Raw genomic sequence first — 17,578 nt, 5'->3', positions numbered from 1 at the left:
TAATATCTCCAAGCCCAAGTTTATTTCGTAAAGTCAGAGTAGAAAAAATTAAAATAATAAATAAAATGATTAAATAATCTGTTTCTAAAAAGTTTTTAAAAGCACTTGAAGGAGAAAAAAAGGTAGAAAAAAGAAGAGGAAGTAAATAAATAGTAGAAAAGGAACTAGACCAAAAATCTTCAAAGCTAATTAAGAGAAAGAAAAATAAGAAAATCATTGAGTAAAAGTCAAGTGAAAAAATATTTAGTGTAAGGTAGACTAATAAACTATAGAGCAAACAAATTGATTGAAAGGAAAAATGTGTCATATTAAAAGACTTAAGGGTTAAGTGGCAACACCAATAACCAAAAAAACTAAATATAAATATTAAGAGATTAATTTTAATCACCCTTAAAGTATTACGCAAAAAAATGTTTTTTAATGTTGACCAGATTCTAAATTCGAGTTAAACTATCACTTGTGCATATAAATTATGATGTCCGTGAGGTGAAAAAGAAACTCCCGGATGTGTGAACAAATATTTTAGGAGGAAAATTTAATGCCAACAATTAACCAATTGGTTAGAAAAGGCCGTCACTCAAAGACGACTAAATCAAATTCACCAGCTTTGAATTACGCTTACAACAGCATGAAGAAGAAATTAAACTACAATCCAGCTCCTCAAATGCGTGGAGTTGCAACTCGTGTAGGTACTATGACACCTAAGAAGCCTAACTCAGCTTTACGTAAGTATGCTCGTGTTCGTCTTTCTAACATGTTTGAAGTTACTGCTTACATTCCAGGTGTAGGCCACAACTTACAAGAACACTCTGTTGTATTAATTCGTGGTGGACGTGTAAAGGACCTTCCAGGGGTACGTTACCACATCGTTCGTGGTGCTTTAGATACTGCAGGTGTTGATGGTAGAAAGCAAAGCCGCTCTAAGTACGGTGCAAAGAAGGACTAATAGGAGGAATTTCGAATGCCTAGAAAAGGTAAAGTTGCTAAGAGAGATGTTTTAGCAGATCCAGTTTACAACTCTAAATTGGTTACTAAATTAGTAAACCACTTAATGATTGATGGTAAGAAGGCCAAAGCTTCATCAATTCTTTACGATGCTTTTGATATTATCCAAGATAAGACTGGAAAAGAACCAGTTGAAGTATTTGAAGAAGCAATGAACAACGTTATGCCAGTTTTAGAAGTTAAGGCTCGTCGTATTGGTGGTTCTAACTACCAAATCCCAGTTGAAGTTCGTCCTGAAAGAAGAACTACTCTTGGATTAAGATGGATTGTTTCTTACGCACGTTTACGTAATGAACATACTATGGATGAACGTCTTGCAAATGAAATTATGGATGCTGCAAACAATACAGGTTCTGCAGTTAAGAAGCGTGAAGATGTTCATAGAATGGCAGAAGCTAACCGTGCATTTGCACACTACCGCTTCTAATTGGATGAGTTAGTTTTTTAAGGAGATAATTTTTATGGCTAACAAACGTGAATTCCCTTTGGAAAAAACACGTAATATCGGTATCATGGCTCACATCGATGCTGGTAAGACAACAACAACTGAACGTATCTTATACTACACTGGTAAAATCCACAAAATTGGTGAAACTCACGAAGGTGATTCACAAATGGACTGGATGGAAGAAGAAAAAGAACGTGGTATTACTATTACTTCTGCAGCTACTACTGCTCAATGGAAAGATTACCGTGTTAACATTATCGATACCCCAGGACACGTTGACTTTACTATCGAAGTAGAACGTTCACTTCGTGTTTTGGACGGTGCTGTAACTGTTCTTGATGCTCAAGCTGGTGTAGAACCACAAACTGAAAATGTTTGGCGTCAAGCAGATACTTATGGTGTTCCTCGTATTGTTTTCATCAATAAGATGGATAAAATTGGTGCTGATTTTGATAAATCTGTTAAATCTTTACACGAACGTTTAAGAGCCAATGCACATGCAGTACAAATGCCAATTGGATCAGCAGACACTTTTGAAGGTGTTATTGACTTAATCGACATGGTTGCAGATGTATACGATGAAGATAAGACAGGATCAGAATGGGAAACTATTCCAGTTCCAGATGAATACAAAGAAGAAGCAGAAAAGCGTCGTGCTGAATTAATTGAAGCAGTAGCAGATGTAGATGACGACATCATGGAAAAATACCTTGGTGGTGAAGAAATCTCAAATGAAGAATTAAAGAAGGCTATTCGTAAAGCTACTTTAGACTTGAAGTTCTTCCCAGTTTATGCAGGTTCTGCATTTAAAAACAAGGGTGTTCAAATGATGCTTGATGGTGTTGTTGATTACTTACCATCACCTATTGATGTTAAACCTTATGTTGCTCATGATCCTAAGACTGGTGAAGAAGTAGAATTAATGGCTGACGATAAAAAGCCATTTGCTGCATTAGCATTTAAGATTGCTACTGACCCATTTGTAGGACGTTTAACATTCATTCGTGTTTATACTGGTACTTTACAATCAGGTTCTTATGTTTTAAACGCTTCTAAGAACTCACGTGAACGTGTAGGTCGTTTACTTCAAATGCACGCTAACTCAAGAACTGAAATTCCAGAGATTTTCTCTGGTGATATTGCTGGTGCTATTGGTTTGAAGAATACTACTACTGGTGATTCTTTAACTGATCCTGATCACCCATTAGTATTGGAAAGTTTACAAGTTCCAGATCCAGTTATCCAAGTATCTGTTGAACCAAAATCAAAGGCTGACCGTGATAAGATGGATGTAGCTTTACAAAAGCTTACTGAAGAAGACCCAACTTTCCGTGCAGAAACTAACCCAGAAACTGGTCAAACTTTAATTTCAGGAATGGGTGAATTACACTTAGACATCATGGTTGAACGTATGAAACGTGAATTTAACGTTGAAGCAACTATTGGTGAACCACAAGTTGCTTACCGTGAAACTTTCACTAAGCCAGCTAAAGCTCAAGGTAAATTCGTTCGTCAATCTGGTGGTAAAGGTCAATATGGTGACGTTTGGGTAGAATTTACTCCAAATGAAGAAGGTAAAGGTTACGAATTCGAAGACGCTATCGTTGGTGGTGTTGTTCCGCGTGAATTTATTCCTTCTGTTGACCAAGGTTTACAAGAAGCAATGAAGAATGGTGTTCTTGCAGGTTACCCATTGATCGATGTTAAGGCAAAACTTTATGATGGTAGTTACCACGAAGTTGACTCATCTGAAGCTGCCTTCAAGGTTGCTGCATCTCTTGCATTGAAGAATGCTGCTGGTAAGGCTGGTGCAGTAGTCTTAGAACCAATTATGAAGGTTCAAGTAACTACTCCTGAAGAATACTTAGGAGATGTAATGGGATCTGTTACTGCACGTCGTGGTACTATGGAAGGTATGGAAGACAGAGCTGGTGCTAAGGTAATTAACTCATTTGTTCCACTTTCAGAAATGTTTGGTTATGCAACTACTTTACGTTCATCAACTCAAGGACGTGGTACATTTACAATGGTATTTGACCACTATGCTCCAACTCCAAAATCAATCCAAGAAAAGATTATTAAGGAACGTGGCGGCAATAGTGCTGAATAATTTAAAAAGTTATTGAGAATTTTCTCAATAACTTTTTTTATTAAAATAAAAATTATTTTTTAAAAGCCTTGATATTTATAGATTTACCAAGTACAATAGAAATCGTGCATTTAGAAAATTCTAAATGGAGACACAAGTAAGCTTTGACGCAAAAGGTTGCGGCACACCCGGCTGCATTGCCACAGTGGTGAGTCGGTAATTTTTGCCGAGCTAGTCATCTTTCATAAAGAAGACGAGGAGGTAATTAGATGGCAAGTCAACAAATTCGTATTAGATTAAAGTCTTACGAACATGGTATTCTCGATGAATCAGCTGCAAAGATTGTAGCTACTGCGCAAAGAACTGGTGCAGAAATTTCAGGTCCAGTTCCATTGCCTACTGAAAGAACTTTGTTCACAGTTTTACGTTCACCACACAAGAACAAGGATTCACGTGAACAATTTGAAATTCGTACGCACAAGCGTTTAATCGACATTTTGAATCCAACACCTAAGACTGTGGATTCATTAATGAAGCTTGATCTTCCAAGTGGTGTCGATATCGAGATTAAATTATAGTATTAAAATTAAATGGAGGTGTAATCATGACCAAAGGAATCTTAGGAAGAAAGGTCGGTATGACTCAAGTCTTCACTAAAGACGGTGTATTGGTTCCTGTAACTGTTATTGAAGCAACCCCTAACGTTGTTTTACAAGTTAAAACAAATGAATCAGATGGTTACGAAGCAGTTCAAGTAGGTTACCAAGACAAGCGTGAAGTATTGAGTAACAAGCCAGCCAAAGGTCATGCTGCAAAGGCAAAGACTTCACCTAAGCGCTTCATTCGAGAAATCCGCGATGTAGAGCTTAAGGACTATGAAGTCGGCTCAGAAATCAAGGTGGACTCATTTAGTGAAGGTGACGTAGTTGACGTTACTGGAACTTCAAAGGGTCATGGTACTCAAGGTAACATTAAACGTTGGGGTCAATCAAGAGGTCCTGAAACCCACGGTTCACGTTATCACAGAGTTCCAGGTTCAATGGGATCTATTATTAACCGTGTACCAAAGGGTAAGAAGTTACCTGGACGTATGGGTGGCAAGACAGTCACTGTACAAAATTTAGTAATCGAAAAAGTTGTTCCAGAAAAGAATGTATTACTTATTAAAGGTAACGTTCCTGGTGCAAAGAACTCATTAATTGTTGTTAAGTCTGCTGTTAAAGCTGCTAAATAGGAAGGAGGACTATAATGGCTAATATGCAAGTTATCGATCAAAAAGGAAAAGCTACTGGTAACGTTGATTTAAATGAAGAAATCTTCGGAATTGAACCTAATGAAGCTGTTGTTTTTGACGCAATCATTAGACAAAGAGCTGGTAAGCGCCAAGGTACTTCCGCTGTAAAGAATAGATCTGCTGTTCGCGGTGGTGGTAGAAAACCTTGGAGACAAAAGGGTACTGGTCGTGCTCGTCAAGGTTCTATTAGAGCCCCACAATGGCGTGGTGGTGGTGTTGTATTCGGCCCTACTCCACGTTCATACAAGATGAACATGCCTCGTAAGGCACGTCGCTTAGCTATGAAGTCAGTTCTTTCTCAAAAAGTTGCTGACAATGAATTAGTTGTTCTTGATCAATTAACTTTAGCTGCACCTAAGACTAAAGATTTGAAAGCTGTTTTAGATAGCGCAAATATTAATGGTAAGGTGTTAGTTGTATCTGATGACAAGAACGTTCAATTATCAGGAAAGAACCTTCCTAAGGTTAAAGTAGTTCCTGTTAATGGCTTAAACGTTGTAGATGCGGTTAACTACGATACTTTAGTATTGACTCAAGACGCTATTAAGAGAATTGAGGAGGTATTGGCATAATGGATGCACACGATATCATCTTACGCCCTGTAGTAACCGAAAAATCCATGAACTTAATGGATGATAACAAGTACACTTTTGATGTGCTTGTATCTGCTACTAAAACCCAAGTACGTAATGCTATTGAAGAAATTTTTGATGTGAAAGTTAAAAAAGTTAACATCATGAACGTACGTGGAAAAGAAAAGAGAGTTGGTCGTTATACTGGTAAGACTGCTCGTCGTAGAAAAGCTATCGTAACTTTAACTGAAGATTCTAACCCAATTAAGATCTTTAATGATAGCGAAAACTCAGAAAATTAAGTATTAGGAGGTCAGTCAATTGGCAATTATCAAATATAAGCCAACTACAAACGGCAGACGTAATATGACTTCTTCAGACTTTGCAGAAATCACTAAGAGTAAGCCTGAAAAGACTTTACTTGAATCAAAAAGTAAGACTGCAGGTCGTAACTCTTATGGACATATTACTGTAAGACACCGTGGTGGTGGTCACAAGCAAAAGTACCGTATTATTGACTTCAAGCGCAATAAAGACGATGTAAAAGCAATTGTAAAGGCTATCGAATACGATCCAAATAGAACTGCTAACATTGCTCTTCTTCACTACACAGATGGAATCAAAGCTTACATTTTAGCTCCAAAAGGATTAAAAGTTGGAGATGTTGTAGAATCTGGTTCAAATGCTGATATCAAACCTGGTAATGCATTACCATTAGGTGAAATCCCAGCTGGTACTGAAGTACATAATATTGAGCTTAAGCCTGGTAAAGGTGGACAATTAGTAAGAAGTGCTGGTGCAGTTGCACAAGTACTTGGTAATGATGGAAAATACACTTTAGTAAGATTACAAAGTGGTGAAGTACGTCGTATCTTATCAGTTTGCCGTGCTACGATTGGTGCTGTTGGTAATGAACAACACTCATTAATTAAGTTAGGTAAAGCTGGACGTAGTCGTTGGTTGGGCAAGCGTCCACAATCTCGTGGTTCTGTAATGAACCCTAACGATCACCCACACGGTGGTGGTGAAGGTAAGGCTCCAGTTGGTCGTCCACAACCAATGACTCCTTGGGGTAAGAAGTCTCGCGGAATTAAGACTAGAAGTTCTAAGGCTAGAAGTGAAAAACTTATTATCCGTCACCGCAAGGGTAACAAATAGTTAAACAAAAGGAGGTTAATTAATGAGCCGTAGTATTAAAAAAGGACCTTTCGCTGACGAAAGCCTTTTAAAGAAGATCGAAGCCCAAGAAGGCTCCGAAAAGAAGCAAGTAATTAAAACCTGGTCCCGTCGTTCAACTATTTTCCCTTCCTTTGTTGGTTACACAATAGCTGTTTACGATGGTAGAAAACATGTTCCAGTTTATGTGACTGAAGATATGGTTGGTCACAAGTTAGGTGAATTTGTGCCTACTAGAACTTTCCGTGGTCATAAGGCTGCTGATAAGGCAACAACTGGTAAGTAAGAGAAAGGAGAAACACATAAATGGCAGAACAAATTAGCTCAGCTAAAGCTGAAGCAAGAACAGTTCGCATCGCTCCTAGAAAAGCCCGCTTGGTTGTAGACCTTATTCGCGGAAAGAGTGTTGCTGAAGCATTGGCTATTTTAGAATTTACGCCAAGAGCTGCTTCCCCAATCGTTAAGAAAGTTTTGAAGTCAGCAATTGCTAACGCAGAACATAACTACGATCTTGAAAGTGCAAATCTTTACGTTTCTGAAGCATACGTAAATGAAGGAGCAACTTTAAAGAGATTTCGTCCACGTGCTAAAGGTATGGCTTCTCCAATTAACAAGAGAACTAGCCATGTAGTCGTTGTAGTATCTGAGAAGAACGATTAAGGGAGGTAAATTTAATGGGTCAAAAAATTAACCCAAATGGTTTCCGTCTCGGTGTTAACCGTGATTGGGAAGCAAAGTGGTATGCAGATAAAGATTACGCTGACACTTTAAATGAAGATTTACGTATTAGAAAGTTCATCTCTAAGAAGTTAGCGGATGCAGCTGTATCTACTGTAGAAATTGAACGTGCTGCTAATAGAATTAACATTTCTATTCACACCGCAAAGCCAGGAATGGTTATTGGTAAAGGTGGAAAAGAAGTTGAAGCTTTAAGAAAACAATTAAATGCTTTAACTCATAAGAATGTTCACATTAATATTGTAGAAATTAAGAAACCTGATTTAGATGCTGAATTGGTTGGAGAAAGCATTGCACGTCAACTAGAAGCTCGTATTGCTTTCAGACGTGCTACTCGTCAAGCAACTCAAAGATCTATGCGTTCAGGCGCTAAAGGTGTTAAGGTACAAACTGCTGGTCGTTTGAATGGTGCCGATATGGCAAGAAGAGAATGGCATACTGAAGGTAGTGTACCACTTCATACTTTAAGAGCTGATATTGATTATGCATGGGTAGAAGCAAACACCACTTACGGACAAATTGGTGTTAAGGTTTGGATTAACCGTGGAGAAATTTTACCACAACGTAAGAACAAGCCTAATGCTTCTAAGAAAGCGAAGGGAGGAAACTAAGAGTGTTAGTACCTAAGCGTGTAAAACACCGTCGTGAATTCCGCGGTAAAATGCGTGGTGAAGCCAAAGGTGGAAAAACTATCGCATTCGGTGAATATGGTTTAGAAGCTGTAGAATCTCACTGGATTACTAATAGACAAATCGAAGCTGCACGTATTGCCATGACTCGTTACATGAAGCGTGGTGGTCGTGTATGGATTAGAATCTTCCCACAAAAATCCTACACTGCTAAAGGTGTTGGGGTACGTATGGGATCTGGTAAAGGTGCTCCAGCTGGTTGGGTAGCTGTTGTTAAGCGTGGCAAGATTATGTTTGAAATTGGTGGCGTTCCTGAAGAAGTCGCTCGTGAAGCATTAAGACTTGCATCTAATAAGCTCCCAATTAAGACTAAGTTTGTTAAGAAGAGTTCGGAAGTAGGTGGCGAATCTAATGAAGGCTAAAGATATCAGAGCATTAACCACTGAGCAAATGTTAGAAAAGGAAAAGCAATATAAAGAAGAACTTTTTAATTTGCGTTTCCAACAAGCAACCGGTCAATTAGAAAACACCGCTCGCTTGAAACAAGTCCGCAAGAATATTGCTAGAATTAAAACAATTCTTAGCGAAAAAGAATTGAGTAAGAATTAAGTAGTGGAAGGGAGTTATTAACTTGAGCGAAACTAACGAAAGAAACCGTCGTCACGTATACCAAGGCCGCGTTGTTTCTGACAAGATGGATAAGACTATCACTGTTGTTGTTGATACTTACAAGAACCACCCTGTTTACAAGAAACGTATTAAGTACTCAAAGAAGTACTATGCACACGATGAAAACAACGAAGCTAATATTGGCGATACTGTTCGTATCATGGAAACCCGTCCATTATCACATGCGAAGCGTTACCGTCTTACAAAAATTGTGAAGAAATCTATTTAATCACGCGGATTTTTATTGAGGGGAGGATATACTAGTGATCCAACACGAAAGCCGTTTAAAGGTTGCTGACAACTCCGGTGCAAAGGAACTTCTAGTTATTAAAATTTTAGGTGGTTCTAAACGTAAAACCGGTAATATTGGTGATATTATTGTTGCTACTGTTAAACAAGCAACACCAGGTGGCGTTGTCAAAAAAGGTGACGTTGTAAAGGCTGTTATTGTTAGAACAAAATCAGGTGCACGTCGCGAAGATGGTTCATACATCAAGTTTGACGAAAATGCAGCAGTTATCATTAATGCTGATAAGAGTCCTCGTGGTACTCGTATCTTTGGACCAGTTGCTCGTGAACTGCGTGGGAACGATTTTATGAAAATCGTATCTCTTGCTCCTGAAGTATTGTAAAAGTTTTAGGGAGGTGCACTGATGTTTGTTAAAACAGGTGACAAAGTAAAAGTTATTACCGGTAAAGATAAAGGTAAAGAAGGTACTGTTCTTTCAGTCAACGCCAAAACTAACCGTGTCGTTGTCAAAGGTATCAACAAAATCAAGAAGCACGTAAAACCTTCACAAACCAACGCAAATGGTGGGGTTGAAGAACGAGAAGGTTCTATCCATGCTTCAAATGTAAAAGTTATTGCAAAAGCAGAAAAGTAGGAAGGAGGACATAAATGGCTAACAGTTTATTAGAAAAGTACAAAAACGAAATTGCACCTGCAATGAATGAAAAGTTTGATTACAAATCAGTTATGGAAATTCCTAAGATTGATAAAATTGTATTAAACATGGGTGTAGGTGACGCTGTTTCTAATGCAAAAAATTTAGATGAAGCAGTTGAAGAATTAACTTTAATTGCAGGTCAAAAGCCTTTAATTACTAAGGCTAAGAAATCTATCGCTAATTTCCGTTTACGTGAAGGCATGGCTATTGGTGCTAAGGTTACTCTTAGAGGAGATAGAATGTATGACTTCTTAGACAAATTAGTAAACGTTTCTCTTCCTCGAGTTCGTGATTTCCGTGGTGTAAGTGCTAAGTCATTTGATGGCCGTGGTAATTATACTTTAGGAATTAAGGAACAATTGATTTTCCCAGAAATCGATTACGATAAGGTAAACCGCGTAAGAGGTTTAGACGTTGTTATTGTAACTACTGCCAATACTGATGAAGAAGCTCGTGAACTTCTTACAGAATTTGGTATGCCTTTTGCTAAATAATTGGAGGACATTAATGGCTAAAACATCACAAATCGTCAGAAATCATCGTCCTGCTAAGTTTTCAGCACGTGAATACACTCGTTGCGAAAGATGTGGACGTCCACACTCTGTTTACCGCAAATTTAAATTATGCCGTATTTGCTTAAAAGACTTAGCACACAAGGGTCAAATCCCTGGTCTTAAGAAGGCAAGTTGGTAATTAAACGGTAAGGAGGCAAAATAAATGGTCATGACAGATCCGATTGCAGATTACTTAACTAGAATTAGAAATGCCAACATGGCAAGACATGATTCAGTTGAAATTCCTGCATCATCATTGAAAAAATCACTTAGTGAAATCTTAAAACAAGAAGGTTTCATTCGTGATTACCAAATTGAAGAAGACAATAAACAAGGTATGATTAAGATCTTCTTGAAGTATGGACCAAATAGTGAACGCGTAATTTCTGGATTAAAGCGTATTTCTAAACCAGGTTTAAGAAACTATGTAAGTGCAGAAAACTTACCAAAAGTTCTTAATGGTCTTGGTATTGCCATCATTTCTACTTCTGCTGGTGTAATTACCGATAAAGAAGCTAGAGAAAAGAACGTCGGCGGCGAAGTTATTGCCTACGTTTGGTAATTTTGACAGAAAGGAGAACTATTAATGAGCCGAATTGGTTTAAAGGTCATCAACGTTCCTGAAGGTGTCACTGTTACTAAAAATGGTGATGATATTACTGTAAAGGGACCAAAGGGTGAACTTACTAGATACTTTGACCCACGTATTACTTTTGAACAAAATGATGGTGAAATTCACTTCAGTCGTTCAAGTGAGTCAGATAAAGCTCTTCACGGAACTGAAAGAGCAAACCTTGCTTCAATGATCGAAGGAGTAACTAACGGATATGTTAAGAAATTAACTTTAGTTGGTGTTGGTTACCGTGCAGTTGCTCAAGGTAAGAAATTGACTTTAAATGTTGGTTATTCTCACCCAGTAGAATTTGAAGCTCCAGAAGGTGTTACTATTAAAACACCATCAGCTACTTCAATTGAAATTGAAGGTATTTCAAAGCAAGTAGTTGGTCAATTTGCGGCAGAAATTCGTGATGTTCGTCCACCAGAACCTTACAAGGGTAAAGGTATCCGTTACGAAGATGAACATGTTCGTCGTAAGGAAGGTAAGACTGGTAAATAATTAAAATAGAAAATTTTTGAGGTGAAATTGTGATTTCTAAACCAGATAAAAACAAATTACGCTTAAAGCGTCATAAACGTATTCGTGGTAAAATTTCTGGTACTGCTGCGCGCCCACGCTTAAGTATTTATCGTTCAAATAAAAACATCTACGCTCAATTAGTTGATGATGTAGAGGGTGTAACGCTTGCAAGTGCCTCAACAAATGACAAGAATATTACCGCTGAAGGATCTAAGATGGATCAAGCAGCCCAAGTAGGTAAAGCATTAGCTGAAGCAGCTGCTGCAAAGAATATTAAAGCTGTAGTGTTTGACAGAAGTGGTTACTTATACCACGGACGTATTCAAGCATTAGCTGATGCAGCCCGTGAAAACGGATTAGAATTCTAGGAAAGGAGAACAACTAATGGCAAACCGCAACGATTCTCGTAGAGATTCTCGAAAAGATCGTAAAAAAGACGATATTGAAGACCAATTAGTAGCTATCAACCGTATTACTAAGGTTGTTAAAGGTGGACGCCGCATGAGATTTGCTGCCGTAGTAGTAGTCGGTGACAAAAAGGTCGTGTAGGCTTTGGTACTGGTAAAGCTCAAGAAGTTCCAGAAGCTATCCGTAAGGCTGTCGAAGCTGGTAAAAAGAACATGATTAAGGTACCAGTTGTAGGAAGTACAATTCCTCACGAAGTTATAGGTCACTATGGTTCTGGAAATATTATGTTAAAACCAGCTGAAGCAGGTTCTGGAGTTGCTGCTGGTGGTGCAGTTCGTATCATCATGGACTTAGCCGGTATCGCAGATGTAACTTCTAAGTCTCTCGGTTCTAACACTCCAATTAACGTAATCCGTGCTACTATGGATGGTTTAAAGAAGTTAAAAACTCGTGAAGATGTATTAAAGCTTCGTGAATCTGCAAAGAGCTTAGAAGATTAAGGAGATTAAAAAATGACTGATTTAAAAGTTACCTTAATTAAAAGTGCCGCTCACCGTCTACCAAAACAAAGAAAGATTGTTAAGGCCTTAGGTCTTGGTAGAGTGAATAGTACTGTTGTTCTTCCTGACAACGCTGCAACTCGTGGTGCTTTACTAAAGATTGCACACTTAATCTCTGTTGAAGAGGTTAATAAATAATATAAGAATCCAAGGAGGTGCCTGAACTATGAAGCTCAATGAATTAAAGCCAGCTGCTGGCTCACGTCGTAACAGAAAACGTGTTGGTCGTGGTACATCTAGTGGTTATGGAAAAACTGCTGGACGTGGTCAAAAAGGTCAATTAGCTCGTACTGGTGGTAAAACTCGTTTAGGTTTTGAAGGTGGACAAATGCCATTATTCAGAAGAATGCCTAAGCGTGGTTTTAAGAATATCAATCGTAAAGAATACGCTATTATTAACGTAGAAGACTTAAACAAATTTAAAGACGGCAGTGAAGTAACAATTGATACTTTAAAGACTGCTGGTCTTGTGAAAAAAGAACTTTCAGGAGTTAAATTATTAGCTAACGGTGAATTGAAAGTGAAGTTAACTGTTAAAGTTAATAAAGCTTCTCAAGCTGCTAAAGAAGCAGTTGAAGCCGCTGGCGGAACTGTTGAGGTGATTTAATGCTCTCGACCTTGAAGAACGCCTTCAAGGATAAGGAAATAAGAAGTAAAATCTTTTTACTCTCTTTATCCTATTGCTTTATCGCATTGGAGCTAATATTACAGTTCCAGGTGTAAATGCGAAGGCAATTACAAAGGTAGCTCAAACTGGACTTGTTCCCATGTTAGATACTGTAAGTGGGGGAGGTTTGGATAATTATTCCATTTTCTCTTTAGGGGTCTCTCCTTATATTACAGCTCAAATTGTTATTCAATTATTACAGATGGATATTGTTCCTAAATTAGTTGAATGGGGAAAACAAGGTGAAGTTGGTCGTCGTAAAACCAATCAAGTAACTCGGTATTTAGCCTTAGGAATTGCCTTTGTTCAAAGTATCGGGATTACCTTAGGTTTCAATGTATTGACTCAAATGGGGTTGGTTAAATCTCAAACCCCACAAACATATGTTGAAATTGCCATTATTATGACGGCTGGTACAATGTTATTAACTTGGTTAGGAGATCAAATTACAGATAAAGGTTTGGGTAATGGTGTTTCAGTAATTATTTTTGCTGGTATTATTGCTCGCCTTCCTAACGGGTTGTACCAACTTGTTAAAGATTTGATCATCAATAATAGTCCGAGTGATCGTTGGCAAGGAGCATTGTTCTTCATTGCGATCATTATCGCTATTTTACTTGTAACACAGTTTGTTACATGGTTTCAACAAGCTGACTTACGTGTCCCTATCCAATATACACGTCGAGCAGTAACAAGTGGCTCCGAAAGTTTTCTACCTTTAAAGGTTAATGTATCCGGAGTTATTCCAGTTATTTTTGCGAGTTCTTTTATTGTAACTCCAGCAACTATTTTGATGGCCTTTCAAAGAACTCACGGAGATGAAGAATGGTTTAAAGTTGCTAATCAAATCTTTAGTCTTCAAACTACTCCTGGTGCTTTAATTTATACTTTATTAATTATTTTATTTACTTTCTTTTACGCTTTTGTTCAAGTTAATCCAGAAAAACTTTCAGAGAACTTACAAAAACAAGGAGCTTATATTCCAAGTGTATGGCCAGGAAAAGACACACAACAATATATCTCTAAAATTTTAATGAGATTATCAACTGTTGGAGCAATTTTCTTAGGATTAGTTGCATTACTTCCACAACTAGCTACTAACATTTTTGGCTTACCAAGTTCAATTGGATTAGGTGGTACAAGTCTTTTAATCGTAATTGGGGTTGTGCTAGAATTAGGACGCCAAGTTGATGGATTACTAATGAAACGTGAATATGTTGGATTTATTAGAGAGGATTAGAAATGATTAATTTAATTCTTTTGGGTTTACCCGGTGCTGGTAAAGGCACGGCTTCTGAACGTATTGTAGATAAATATCATTTAGCTCATATTTCTACAGGAGATATGTTTAGAGAAGCAATGGCTAAAAAAACTCCTGTAGGACTAGAAGCAAAAAGTTTTATTGATAAAGGTGACTTAGTTCCTGATGAAGTTACTGCAAAATTAGTTGAAGAAAGACTTCAAGAAGATGATACAAAAAATGGATTTATTCTTGATGGTTTTCCAAGAACTATTGCTCAAGCAGAACTTTTAGAAAAAATCACTAAAAAGCTTGATAAACCTCTTACTAATGTAATTGCAATTGATGTAGATGAAGACGTCTTGATCAAACGCTTATCTGCACGATTCATTTGTAAGAATTGTGGCGCTACTTATAACAAAAACTCAAATCCTCCTAAAGAAGAGGGAGTTTGTGACCGTTGTGGTGGCCATGAATTTTATCAACGCGAAGATGATAAACCTGAAGTAGTTAAGAATCGTTTAGAAGTTAACGAAAAAATGAACACACCACTTCGTGATTTTTATGAAGAAAAAGGTTTGTTGGCTACTGTGAATGGGGAACAAAGTCCAGAAAAAGTTTTTGCTGAAATTGAAAAAATTTTAGATAAAAATTAGTTGGGAATTGTATTTTTTACTATCCGTGCTATAATTTCATAAGTGTAGCTAATTTCTCAATTATGGAGGAAAAGTTTTGGCAAAAGAAGATGTCATTGAAGTAGAAGGTAAAGTAGTAGATACTTTACCTAATGCTATGTTTAAAGTTGAATTAGAAAATGGAGCTACCATTTTGGCACATGTTTCTGGTAAAATCAGAATGCACTATATTCGCATTTTACCAGGAGATCGTGTAACTGTAGAACTTTCTCCATATGATTTAACTAAAGGTAGAATAACATATCGTTTTATTAAGTGATTACGGAGGCAAACATGAAAGTTAGACCATCTGTTAAACCAATGTGTGAACATTGTAAAATTATCAAGAGACAAGGTCGTGTAATGGTGATTTGCTCTGCAAACCCTAAGCACAAACAACGTCAAGGTTAGTATTTTTTAAATAGGAGGTGCGAAAATGGCACGTATTGCTGGTGTTGACTTACCAAGAGATAAAAGAATTGTAGTTGCATTAACTTACATTTATGGTATTGGTGAACCAACTGCTAAGAAGATCTGTAAAGAAGCTGGAATTTCAGAAGATCTTCGTACAAACGATTTAACTCCAGAAGACCAAGAAAAACTTCGTAGCGAAGTTGATAAGTACCGTGTAGAAGGTGATCTTCGTCGTGAAGTAAGCTTGAATATCAAGCGTTTGGTTGAAATTGGCTCTTATCGTGGTATGCGCCACCGTCGTGGTTTACCGGTTCGTGGTCAAAATACCAAGAACAACGCTCGTACTCGTAAGGGTTCAAAGAAGAGATAATTTGTTAATAGGAGGTTAAGTTAATGGCTGCAAAGAAAACAGCACGCAAGCGCCGTGTAAAGAAGCATGTCGAAAGCGGAGTAGCTCATATTCACTCTACGTTCAATAATACATTAGTTATGATTACTGATGTACAAGGTAACGCAGTAGCATGGTCTTCTGCTGGTGCTTTAGGATTTAAAGGTAGTAGAAAGTCTACACCTTTCGCAGCACAAATGGCTGCAGAAGCAGCAGCTAAGACCGCAATGGATCAAGGTATGAAACATGTAGAAGTTTCAGTTAAGGGTCCAGGTGCAGGTCGTGAAGCTGCAATTAGAGCATTGCAAGCAACTGGTCTTGAAATCACTGCTATTCGCGATGTTACACCAGTTCCGCACAATGGTTCCAGACCACCAAAACGTCGTCGTGTCTAGTTTAACCTGCGTGCAGGACATTACGTTTTGAAAGGGGCCCAGTAATGATTGAATTTGAAAAACCAAATATTACCGTAGTAGACCAAGAAGAAGAATACGGTAAGTTTGTTGTCGAACCACTGGAACGCGGTTTCGGGACTACTTTAGGTAACTCACTCCGTCGGGTGTTATTAACCTCTATTCCAGGAACGGCACTTTCTTACATTCAGATTGATGGTGTATTACATGAATTTTCAACTATTCCAGGTGTTAGAGAAGATGTCACTAAAATTATTCTTAATCTGAAGAAACTAGAATTAAAGTCACTCTCAGATGAAGAAAAAGTTGTTGAAATTGATGTAAAAGGCCCTGCAGTAGTTACTGCAGCAGATTTGAAAGTTGATTCTGACATCGAAGTCTTAAATCCGGATCAATACATTTGTAGTATTGCTGAAGGTGGCCATTTGCATATGAACGTTGCGATCAAGCAAGGTCGTGGCTATGTTCCTGCAAGTGAAAACAAGACAGAGGACATGCCTATTGGTGTCATCCCCGTTGATTCACTCTTTTCACCAATTAAGAAAGTAAACTATCAAGTTGAAAATGCTCGAGTTGGAAAAAGAGATGATTTTGACAAATTAACTTTAGAAATTTGGACTAATGGTTCAATTACACCTAATGATGCTTTAAGTTTTGCATCAAAGATTTTAATTGAACATTTCAAGGTTTTCATGTCTACTGAATTAGATACAAAATTTGATGAAGTAATGGTTGAAAAAGAAGACGACCAAAATGAAAAGAAACTTGAAATGACGATTGAAGAATTAGATTTATCTGTTCGTTCTTATAATTGTCTTAAGCGAGCAGGCATTAATACAGTTCAAGAATTAACTGATAAATCTGAAGCTGATATGATGCGGGTAAGAAACTTAGGAAGAAAGTCATTAGAAGAAGTAAAGAATAAACTTGATGATCTTGGTCTATCTCTTCGAGAAGAAGACTAAGTAATAATAAGGAGGGAAAATTCATGGCATACCGTAAATTAGGTCGCGATAGCGCTCACAGAAAAGCAATGCTTAGAGAAATGACTACTCAACTTATCATGAACGAACGCATTGTTACTACTGAAGCCCGTGGTAAAGAAATTCGCAAGACTACTGAAAAAATGATTACCTTGGGTAAACGCGGTGACTTAAATGCTAGAAGAAAAGCTGCTACTTTTGTACGTAATGAAATTGCTGATATTCATGAAGACGGTGATTCAGTAGTAGTTAAGTCTGCATTACAAAAATTATTTAGTGATATTGCACCACGTTACAAGGATCGTAATGGTGGATACACTAGAATGTACAAACTTGCTAACCCACGTAAAGGTGATGCAGCACCTATGGTTATTATTGAATTAGTTTAATCATAGTTAATTAAATAGTTTATAATTAAATCTTTCACGAAAGCGAGAACAAGTGTGATGATGGTGGCTTATAGCCGGCTAATAGCCTAGTCTAGCTTAGATGATTAAGTTCATCCCTCTTCGTGGATGATTTTTTTATATGCAAAAGTTTCTAGGAGGAAGATCTTAGAAATTTTTGCATAT

Annotated in this window: 30 protein-coding genes and 2 pseudogenes; all 32 read left to right on the top strand. The window is 37.6% G+C overall.

Translation table 11 applies throughout. The features are described 5' to 3' along the window. Window positions 1-538: 538 nt before the first annotated feature. Window positions 539-946, top strand: a complete 408-nt coding sequence (gene rpsL / locus FP435_RS06855; RefSeq protein WP_265483516.1) for a 30S ribosomal protein S12 — start codon at window positions 539-541, stop codon at window positions 944-946. Between the two features lie 15 nt (window positions 947-961). Beyond that, a complete protein-coding gene (rpsG, locus tag FP435_RS06850; protein ID WP_265483515.1) occupies window positions 962-1,432 on the top strand; it encodes a 30S ribosomal protein S7 in 471 nt (156 codons plus the stop codon). A 34-nt stretch (window positions 1,433-1,466) separates the two neighbouring features. Next, window positions 1,467-3,563: an elongation factor G gene (gene fusA, locus FP435_RS06845; protein WP_265483514.1), complete on the top strand. Its 2,097-nt coding sequence runs from the start codon at window positions 1,467-1,469 to the stop codon at window positions 3,561-3,563. A gap of 248 nt (window positions 3,564-3,811) precedes the next feature. Further along, complete coding sequence (gene rpsJ, locus FP435_RS06840) at window positions 3,812-4,120, top strand: 30S ribosomal protein S10 (RefSeq protein ID WP_008469934.1); 309 nt, start codon at window positions 3,812-3,814, stop codon at window positions 4,118-4,120. A 26-nt stretch (window positions 4,121-4,146) separates the two neighbouring features. Beyond that, window positions 4,147-4,776, top strand: a complete 630-nt coding sequence (gene rplC / locus FP435_RS06835; RefSeq protein ID WP_265483512.1) for a 50S ribosomal protein L3 — start codon at window positions 4,147-4,149, stop codon at window positions 4,774-4,776. A 14-nt stretch (window positions 4,777-4,790) separates the two neighbouring features. Beyond that, a complete protein-coding gene (rplD, locus tag FP435_RS06830; protein WP_265483511.1) occupies window positions 4,791-5,408 on the top strand; it encodes a 50S ribosomal protein L4 in 618 nt (205 codons plus the stop codon). Continuing rightward, the gene (gene rplW, locus FP435_RS06825; RefSeq protein WP_265483509.1) at window positions 5,408-5,710 is read left to right on the top strand and encodes a 50S ribosomal protein L23; all 303 of its coding nucleotides are present in this window, start codon (window positions 5,408-5,410) and stop codon (window positions 5,708-5,710) included. The genes rplD and rplW overlap by 1 nt, the downstream gene beginning before the upstream one ends. 19 nt (window positions 5,711-5,729) lie before the next feature. Next, window positions 5,730-6,566 (top strand): 50S ribosomal protein L2, encoded by an 837-nt coding sequence (gene rplB, locus FP435_RS06820; protein WP_265483508.1) that lies wholly within the window; start codon window positions 5,730-5,732, stop codon window positions 6,564-6,566. Window positions 6,567-6,588: 22 nt separating this feature from the next. Beyond that, a complete protein-coding gene (gene rpsS / locus FP435_RS06815; protein WP_265483507.1) occupies window positions 6,589-6,870 on the top strand; it encodes a 30S ribosomal protein S19 in 282 nt (93 codons plus the stop codon). 20 nt (window positions 6,871-6,890) lie between these two features. Continuing rightward, on the top strand, window positions 6,891-7,244 hold the full coding sequence (rplV, locus tag FP435_RS06810) for a 50S ribosomal protein L22 (protein WP_265483505.1): 354 nt from the start codon (window positions 6,891-6,893) through the stop codon (window positions 7,242-7,244). Window positions 7,245-7,258: 14 nt separating this feature from the next. Continuing rightward, window positions 7,259-7,933, top strand: coding sequence for a 30S ribosomal protein S3 (rpsC, locus tag FP435_RS06805; RefSeq protein WP_265483504.1), 675 nt, complete (start codon window positions 7,259-7,261; stop codon window positions 7,931-7,933). 2 nt (window positions 7,934-7,935) lie between these two features. Continuing rightward, window positions 7,936-8,373: a 50S ribosomal protein L16 gene (gene rplP, locus FP435_RS06800; RefSeq protein WP_265483502.1), complete on the top strand. Its 438-nt coding sequence runs from the start codon at window positions 7,936-7,938 to the stop codon at window positions 8,371-8,373. Next, on the top strand, window positions 8,363-8,560 hold the full coding sequence (gene rpmC / locus FP435_RS06795) for a 50S ribosomal protein L29 (protein ID WP_265483500.1): 198 nt from the start codon (window positions 8,363-8,365) through the stop codon (window positions 8,558-8,560). Before rplP ends, rpmC begins: the two co-directional genes overlap by 11 nt. A gap of 22 nt (window positions 8,561-8,582) precedes the next feature. After that, complete coding sequence (gene rpsQ / locus FP435_RS06790; RefSeq protein WP_265483498.1) at window positions 8,583-8,849, top strand: 30S ribosomal protein S17; 267 nt, start codon at window positions 8,583-8,585, stop codon at window positions 8,847-8,849. 34 nt (window positions 8,850-8,883) lie between these two features. Beyond that, entirely contained in the window at window positions 8,884-9,252 is a 369-nt protein-coding gene (gene rplN, locus FP435_RS06785; protein ID WP_265483497.1) for a 50S ribosomal protein L14, read from the top strand. A gap of 21 nt (window positions 9,253-9,273) precedes the next feature. Beyond that, the gene (gene rplX / locus FP435_RS06780) at window positions 9,274-9,504 is read left to right on the top strand and encodes a 50S ribosomal protein L24 (protein WP_265483496.1); all 231 of its coding nucleotides are present in this window, start codon (window positions 9,274-9,276) and stop codon (window positions 9,502-9,504) included. A 14-nt stretch (window positions 9,505-9,518) separates the two neighbouring features. After that, entirely contained in the window at window positions 9,519-10,061 is a 543-nt protein-coding gene (rplE, locus tag FP435_RS06775; protein WP_265483494.1) for a 50S ribosomal protein L5, read from the top strand. Window positions 10,062-10,074: 13 nt separating this feature from the next. Continuing rightward, complete coding sequence (locus FP435_RS06770) at window positions 10,075-10,260, top strand: type Z 30S ribosomal protein S14 (RefSeq protein ID WP_265483493.1); 186 nt, start codon at window positions 10,075-10,077, stop codon at window positions 10,258-10,260. A gap of 24 nt (window positions 10,261-10,284) precedes the next feature. Beyond that, on the top strand, window positions 10,285-10,683 hold the full coding sequence (rpsH, locus tag FP435_RS06765; RefSeq protein ID WP_265483492.1) for a 30S ribosomal protein S8: 399 nt from the start codon (window positions 10,285-10,287) through the stop codon (window positions 10,681-10,683). A 24-nt stretch (window positions 10,684-10,707) separates the two neighbouring features. Beyond that, the gene (rplF, locus tag FP435_RS06760) at window positions 10,708-11,238 is read left to right on the top strand and encodes a 50S ribosomal protein L6 (RefSeq protein WP_265483490.1); all 531 of its coding nucleotides are present in this window, start codon (window positions 10,708-10,710) and stop codon (window positions 11,236-11,238) included. A gap of 29 nt (window positions 11,239-11,267) precedes the next feature. Beyond that, entirely contained in the window at window positions 11,268-11,627 is a 360-nt protein-coding gene (gene rplR, locus FP435_RS06755) for a 50S ribosomal protein L18 (protein ID WP_265483488.1), read from the top strand. A 16-nt stretch (window positions 11,628-11,643) separates the two neighbouring features. Continuing rightward, a pseudogene (gene rpsE / locus FP435_RS06750) lies at window positions 11,644-12,167 on the top strand (30S ribosomal protein S5). 12 nt (window positions 12,168-12,179) lie between these two features. Further along, window positions 12,180-12,365, top strand: a complete 186-nt coding sequence (gene rpmD, locus FP435_RS06745; protein WP_265483486.1) for a 50S ribosomal protein L30 — start codon at window positions 12,180-12,182, stop codon at window positions 12,363-12,365. Window positions 12,366-12,393: 28 nt separating this feature from the next. Further along, the gene (rplO, locus tag FP435_RS06740; RefSeq protein ID WP_265483484.1) at window positions 12,394-12,834 is read left to right on the top strand and encodes a 50S ribosomal protein L15; all 441 of its coding nucleotides are present in this window, start codon (window positions 12,394-12,396) and stop codon (window positions 12,832-12,834) included. Then, window positions 12,834-14,134, top strand: a pseudogene (secY, locus tag FP435_RS06735) (preprotein translocase subunit SecY). The gene rplO and the pseudogene secY overlap by 1 nt, the downstream one beginning before the upstream one ends. A 2-nt stretch (window positions 14,135-14,136) precedes the next feature. Beyond that, entirely contained in the window at window positions 14,137-14,790 is a 654-nt protein-coding gene (locus FP435_RS06730; RefSeq protein ID WP_265483482.1) for an adenylate kinase, read from the top strand. Window positions 14,791-14,866: 76 nt separating this feature from the next. Then, window positions 14,867-15,088 (top strand): translation initiation factor IF-1, encoded by a 222-nt coding sequence (gene infA / locus FP435_RS06725; protein ID WP_003647816.1) that lies wholly within the window; start codon window positions 14,867-14,869, stop codon window positions 15,086-15,088. 14 nt (window positions 15,089-15,102) lie between these two features. Beyond that, complete coding sequence (gene rpmJ / locus FP435_RS06720) at window positions 15,103-15,219, top strand: 50S ribosomal protein L36 (protein WP_011161523.1); 117 nt, start codon at window positions 15,103-15,105, stop codon at window positions 15,217-15,219. A 25-nt stretch (window positions 15,220-15,244) separates the two neighbouring features. Then, a complete protein-coding gene (gene rpsM / locus FP435_RS06715; RefSeq protein WP_265483467.1) occupies window positions 15,245-15,592 on the top strand; it encodes a 30S ribosomal protein S13 in 348 nt (115 codons plus the stop codon). 23 nt (window positions 15,593-15,615) lie between these two features. Next, entirely contained in the window at window positions 15,616-16,005 is a 390-nt protein-coding gene (rpsK, locus tag FP435_RS06710) for a 30S ribosomal protein S11 (protein ID WP_265483465.1), read from the top strand. A gap of 44 nt (window positions 16,006-16,049) precedes the next feature. After that, complete coding sequence (locus FP435_RS06705; protein ID WP_265483464.1) at window positions 16,050-16,988, top strand: DNA-directed RNA polymerase subunit alpha; 939 nt, start codon at window positions 16,050-16,052, stop codon at window positions 16,986-16,988. A 23-nt stretch (window positions 16,989-17,011) separates the two neighbouring features. Further along, entirely contained in the window at window positions 17,012-17,395 is a 384-nt protein-coding gene (rplQ, locus tag FP435_RS06700) for a 50S ribosomal protein L17 (RefSeq protein WP_265483462.1), read from the top strand. The last annotated feature ends 183 nt before the right edge of the window (window positions 17,396-17,578 follow it).

It is taken from the genome of Lactobacillus sp. PV037, from assembly GCF_014522345.1.
In the GTDB taxonomy this organism is placed as follows: domain Bacteria; phylum Bacillota; class Bacilli; order Lactobacillales; family Lactobacillaceae; genus Lactobacillus.
Note: the sequence above shows the minus strand (reverse complement) of the source record. Positions and strands in the feature narration are given on the sequence as shown.